This is a genomic window from Ideonella sp. P3_A4 (assembly GCF_056403075.1).
The window spans coordinates 1-5,716 of record NZ_JBFUGE010000390.1 but is presented as its reverse complement, the minus strand read 5'-3'; the positions used below and the strand labels follow the sequence as shown (position 1 = coordinate 5,716).

7 protein-coding genes are annotated in these 5,716 nt (G+C 66.7%); 1 reads left to right on the top strand and 6 read right to left on the bottom strand.

Annotated features, from left to right (window positions below):
- On the bottom strand, positions 1-871 hold an 871-nt coding region (locus AC1DYI_RS24920; RefSeq protein WP_477206821.1), incomplete at its 3' end, for a sensor histidine kinase.
- Positions 872-915: 44 nt separating this feature from the next.
- On the opposite strand from AC1DYI_RS24920, the gene AC1DYI_RS24915 reads away from it, so the two are divergent.
- The gene (locus tag AC1DYI_RS24915; protein ID WP_477206820.1) at positions 916-2,070 is read left to right on the top strand and encodes an NAD(P)/FAD-dependent oxidoreductase; all 1,155 of its coding nucleotides are present in this window, start codon (positions 916-918) and stop codon (positions 2,068-2,070) included.
- Between the two features lie 18 nt (positions 2,071-2,088).
- On the opposite strand, the gene AC1DYI_RS24910 is transcribed toward AC1DYI_RS24915, so the two are convergent.
- The 5 genes from AC1DYI_RS24910 to AC1DYI_RS24890 form a co-directional block, all read right to left on the bottom strand.
- Positions 2,089-2,280, bottom strand: coding sequence for a hypothetical protein (locus AC1DYI_RS24910; RefSeq protein WP_477206819.1), 192 nt, complete (start codon positions 2,278-2,280; stop codon positions 2,089-2,091).
- A gap of 271 nt (positions 2,281-2,551) precedes the next feature.
- Positions 2,552-4,204: an MFS transporter gene (locus AC1DYI_RS24905; RefSeq protein WP_477206818.1), complete on the bottom strand. Its 1,653-nt coding sequence runs from the start codon at positions 4,202-4,204 to the stop codon at positions 2,552-2,554.
- A 202-nt stretch (positions 4,205-4,406) separates the two neighbouring features.
- Entirely contained in the window at positions 4,407-5,000 is a 594-nt protein-coding gene (locus AC1DYI_RS24900) for a 2-hydroxychromene-2-carboxylate isomerase (protein WP_477206817.1), read from the bottom strand.
- Positions 5,001-5,007: 7 nt separating this feature from the next.
- The gene (locus AC1DYI_RS24895) at positions 5,008-5,211 is read right to left on the bottom strand and encodes a DUF1289 domain-containing protein (protein WP_477206816.1); all 204 of its coding nucleotides are present in this window, start codon (positions 5,209-5,211) and stop codon (positions 5,008-5,010) included.
- A gap of 14 nt (positions 5,212-5,225) precedes the next feature.
- A complete protein-coding gene (locus AC1DYI_RS24890; protein WP_477206822.1) occupies positions 5,226-5,681 on the bottom strand; it encodes a YbaK/EbsC family protein in 456 nt (151 codons plus the stop codon).
- Positions 5,682-5,716 lie beyond the last annotated feature (35 nt).

The window sequence follows — 5,716 nt, the reverse complement described above, 5'->3', positions numbered from 1 at the left end:
CCACGTGCTTGAAGGCGTTCTCGAGCAGCACCTGCAGCGACAAGGTCGGCACAGGGCAAGCCAGCGCCGCCTCATCGATGCGCCAGTCGATGCGAGCGCGGTCGCCGAAACGCTCCAGCATGATCTCGGCGTAGCCGCGCACCAGCGCCAGTTCGTCGGCCAGCGGCTGCTCGGGGCGCTGCGCCGCATCAGTCGCAGCGCGCAGCAGCGCGGCCAGCCTGCCCAGCAAGGCATCGGCGCGGTCGGGGTCGCTGTGGATCAGGGCCGAGATCGTGTTCAGGGCGTTGAACAGGAAGTGCGGTTGCAATTGCTGGGTCAGCTGGGTCAGCTTGGCCTGCTGGGTCAGGCCGCTCAAACGCTCGGCGCGCAAGCGTTCGACATGCCAGGCGCGGTACGACATGACACCGAACTGCACACCGGCGAACAGGCCGAAGTAGATCGCGAACTTCGGCAGCTCGTACAGCATGGCCTCGCCCCACGGCTCGTGCGAATAAGGCTGGCCGGCGAGGCCGAACACCACGGCGCGCAGGCTGAAATTGATGACGACGAACAGCGGCCCGATCAGCGGCAGCCACACCAACAGGCGCGCGAACCACTGCAGCGGCTGTGCCAGCCAGCGGTCGAGCCGGCGGGCACGCCACCACTGCAGCACCAGCAGCGCACTGGCGGTCAGCATCGAAGTGCATTCGTTCACCACCGGGCGCCAAGCCGCCGTGCCGCCGTTGCGCCAATGGTCTTGCGCGCTGACCCAGGCCATCAAGACCCAGAACACCAACCAGGTGAGCACCAGGCCGAGGATCACGCGGCGCCGGGCCGCAGGGGCCAGGCGGGGCTCGAATGCATCGGTGTCGAGTTCGGAGATGGCGGCCATCGCAGCGCGCATGATGCCGCAGCCGCCGACGCACAATCGTCGCCATGGAAGAGATCGACGTGGTCGTCATCGGCGCCGGCGTGGTCGGGCTCGCGGTGGCGCGCGCACTGGCTCTGGCCGGCCGCGAGGTGGTGATCCTCGAAAGCGAGAGCGCCTTCGGCACCGCGACCAGCGCACGCAACAGCGAGGTCATCCACGCCGGGCTCTACTACCTGACCGGGTCACTGCGAGCCCAGCTGTGCGTGCGCGGCAAGCAACTGCTCTACGCCTATTGCGACAGCCACGGCGTGGCACACCGGCGCTGCGGCAAGCTGGTGGTGGCGTGCAGCGACGACGAGTTGCCACGGCTGGACGCCGTGCTGACCCAGGCCCGCGCGAACGGTGTGCACGATCTGCAGCGACTGTCGGCCGACGAGGCGCAAGCGCTTGAGCCTRCTCTGGCGTGCCATGGCGCACTGCTGTCTCCCTCGACCGGCATCATCGACAGCCATGGCCTGATGCTGGCGCTGCTTGGCGATGCCGAAGGCGCGGGGGCGATGCTGGCGCTGCAATCACCCGTGCTGCGAGGGCAGGTGGTGGAAGGCGGCGTGCTGCTGGAGGTCGGGGGCGAAACCCCGAGCCGCTTGAAGGCGCGCAGCGTCGTCAACGCCGCTGGTTTGCAGGCCTGCCAAGTCGCGGGTGCGATCGACGGGCTGGATGCGCGCCACGTGCCGACACCGCGCTACGCGCAAGGCGCCTACTTCATGCTCAGCAGCCGCGCGCCGTTTTCGCACCTGGTCTACCCCGTGCCTGGTGAGAGCAGCCACCTGGGCGTGCACCTGACGCTGGACCTGGGCGGACAAGCCCGCTTCGGGCCGAGCTTTCGTTGGCTGGAGCCGGCTGCGGCGAATCGGGCCACTGCGCGCGGCCCGGGGCCAGAGTTCGATTACCGCGTCGACCCGGCCGACGGCGCCGGCTTCGACGTCGAGGTGCGGCGCTACTGGCCCGGCTTGTCGGTCGGTGCGCTGCAGCCGGGCTACGCCGGCGTGCGGCCCAAGATCAGCGGCCCGGGCGAGCCGGCAGCGGACTTCCGCATCGACGGCCCTGCCGTACACGGCGTGCCGGGCCTGGTGAACCTGTTCGGCATCGAGTCGCCGGGGCTCACTGCGTCCTTGGCGATTGCAGAAGCCGTGGTGCACGCCCTGGGAGCGCCGGCCTGACGCCGCGCGCTACGGCAGTCAGTTCGACGCAGCCGAGGCCGGTGCCATCGCGGCGCTGGCAGCGCCAGTGGCGGCCGATGCAGCCTGCGTAGCCGCGGGATGCTCATCGATGCCGTGTTTCTCGCCGCTGATGTCCATATCCCCCCCCTTGGACAGCATGTACATCGCGAGCGCGGCAAACAAGACGAAAGCAATGACGATCTTCCACATGGTCGGGTCCTTGAAATGATGGCGGCACGATAGAGGGGCAGGCTGACACCAGCCGGACGGTGCCGCTGAAAACAAGAAGGGCGACCCTCTCGGGCCGCCCTTGCGCTGCTGTCGCATGGCGCTTGCTAGCGCGCCGTCTCGATCGCTGGGCCGTGCGCCCGGTTTCGCCGGGGCTGTCGGCAGCCAGCCTGTTCATCCCTCCACAGCCAGCATTCAGACCAGGTCTGTCTGCCGGGCTGACCCCGTGGCCAGCGCCGGCTGCGTCTGGCCATCAGTCCTTGGCGTAGATGTCCACGTCCTTGGTTTCCTTGACGAACAGCATGCCGACGATGAAGGTCATCACGGCGATGATGATCGGGTACCACAAGCCGTTGTACATGTTGCCCGTCTGTGCCACGATCGCCAGCGCGGTGGCCGGCAGCAGGCCGCCGAACCAGCCGTTGCCGATGTGGTACGGCAGGCTCATCGAGGTGTAGCGGATGCGGGTCGGGAACAGCTCGACCAGCATCGCGGCGATTGGCCCGTAGACCATCGTCACGTAGATCACCAGCAGCGTCAGGATGCCGACGATCAGGGCCTTGTTCATCTTCGCCGGGTCGGCCTTGTCCGGATAGCCGGCGACCTTCAGCGCGTCACCCACCACCTTCTTGAACTCGCCATCCTTCTTCTTGGCTTCATCAGGTGGCAGGCCGGAGGCGGTGAAGCTTTCGATCACCGTTTCACCGATGCTGATCTTGGCAGGGCCGGTGCCCACCGCATTGTCATAGCTCACCGACTTGGCTGACAGCACCTGCTTGGCGATGTCGCACGAACTGGTGAACTTGGCCGTGCCGGTCGGATTGAACTGGAACGAGCACTCCTTCGGGTCGGCGGTGACCACCACCTTGTTCGCGGCCTGAGCTCTGGCGAGGTCGGGGTTGGCCGCCTCGGTCAGGGCCTTGAACAGCGGGAAGTAGGTCAGCGCGGCGATCAGACAGCCGGCCATGATGATGGGCTTGCGGCCGATCTTGTCCGAAAGCATGCCGAACACGATGAAGAACGGCGTGCCCAGGACCAGCGACGCGGCGATCAGCAGGTTGGCGGTGACCAGGTCGACCTTCAGCGCGCCGGTCAGGAAGAACAGCGCATAGAACTGGCCGGTGTACCAGACCACGGCCTGGCCGGCGGTCAGGCCAACGAGCGCCAGGATCACGATCTTCAGGTTCTTCCATTGGCCGAACGATTCGGTCAGCGGCGCCTTCGAGGTCTTGCCCTCTTCCTTCATCTTCTTGAAGGCGGGCGATTCGTTCATGCTCAAACGGATCCACACACTGACCGCGAGCAGGACGATCGACACCAGGAACGGAATCCGCCAGCCCCAGTCGTTCCAGTCCTTTTCAGGCAACCAGCTGCGCACTCCCAGGATCACCAACAGCGACAGCAGCAGGCCCACAGTCGCCGTGGTCTGGATCCACGAGGTGTAGAACCCGCGCCTGCCTTGTGGCGAGTGCTCGGCCACGTAGGTGGCGGCACCGCCGTACTCGCCACCGAGCGCCAAGCCTTGCAGCATGCGCAGGCCAATCAGGATGATCGGCGCAGCCACGCCGATCGAGCTGTAGCCGGGCAAGACGCCAACGATGAACGTCGACAAGCCCATGATCAAGATCGTGACCAGGAAGGTGTACTTGCGGCCGATCATGTCGCCCAGACGACCGAACACCAGCGCGCCGAATGGCCGCACGATGAAGCCGGCGGCAAAGGCCAGCAGCGAGAAAATCGTGCGCGAGGCCGGGTCCAGCGCCGAGAAGAACTGGTTGCCGATGACCACCGCAAGGGTGCCGTACAGATAGAAGTCGTACCACTCGAACACCGTGCCGAGCGAAGAGGCGAAGATGACCTTCTTCTCTTCTCTTGTCATCGGTGCGCTTGCCGCTGCAGTTGCCATGGAGGTCTCCTGAGAGATCGTTGCATCGCCACCTCGGCGACGCATGGCGCGACTATCGATTCAGCCTCTGACCTCGTTCTGACAGCTGGCTGATGCGAAGCTGACAAACTCAGGTCCAACCCTGAGGGTTGATTGCATGATGTGGAATAACAAGCGCAACCACGGGTAACACCCGAGGCCTCGATGCCGTCAATCTGACGCGTCAGGTCGCTTGGGTGGCCAGCAGGTCGTCGCGCAACATCGGCAGCGCGTCCAGCCCCCAGTACAGGCGGCCCAAGGCTTCGAAAGTCGRCACACCGAACACGCCGCGCGCGATCGCTGCGTCGGTCAGCGCGCGCAGTTCGGCCTTGACCTCGTCGCTGTCGGGGTCGCGCTCGGGCGCCAGGCTGGTGCGCAGCTCGGCCAGCCGCGCCGGCTCGTTGGGGTCAGCCCCGTCGGCTTGCCAGACGTGTCGCATCAGTGCTTCGACGATGCGCCGGTTCGGCATCCGGCCGGCCGGGCCGCAGGCCAGTGACAGGCGCAGCAAGGCCAGCGGGTTGAACGGGTGCGGCACCGGCGTGCGCATCGTGGCCAAGCCCAGTTTCTTGGCCAGCCAGTCGACCTGGCGGAAGGTCCATTCGCGCTTGGGCTCGATCTCGGCCGGGCCCTTGTGGCCATGGGCCTTCAGCAAGCCGGCGAACAGCACCGGCCGGTATTCGACAACGTGGCTGCAACCGACCAGCGCTTCAGGCAACTGCTCGAAGGCCAGGTAGGCGAACGGCGAGAYCACGTCGAAGTGGAAGACGATGGGGGTCATGTCGGCTTCAGCCTTTCTTCGCCTGCGCCTGCGCCAAAGCCACGGCCCGCTGCCGCGCCGGCAGCAGCTGCCAGATGCGGCGCTTGTCGTCGTCGGCCATCTTGCTCCAGGCGATGATCTCGTCGATCGTGCGGTAGCAGCCCTCGCACCAGCCGGTGGACGCGCTCATCTTGCAAACGCTGGTGCAAGGTGAGCCGACGCCTGCGGGCATGACCGGGCCGCCGCTCACACCTGCACCACGTCGGCCACCGGCGCACCGGTCAGCCGCTCCAGATCCGCCGGCGACAGGCGGAACACGCCGTTCGGGTGACCAGCCGCGGCCCAGACCTCGTCGAAGCGGAACAGCTCACGGTCGATCAGCGTCACCGGTGGCGTCGCGTGACCGACTGGTGCGACACCACCAATCGAATAGCCGGTCTTGGCCTTGACGAACTCGGCGTCGGCGCGGCCTACCGGGCCGACCAGCGCCGCGACCTTCTTCTCGTCGACCCGCTTGTCCCCGGAGGCGACGACCAGCACCGCGACATCGTCGACCTTGCGGCGGAAGATCACGCTCTTGGCGATCTGCCCGGTCGCCAGGCCCAGCGCCTCGGCGGCCTCCTGGCAGGTGCGCGCCGGCACATCGAGCCAGCGCGGCGGGTGGGGGTGCCCCAGCTCAGCCAGCAGGCGCGTGACCTGCACAAAAGCTTCGTGGGTCGGAGAGTCGGTGGAAGAAG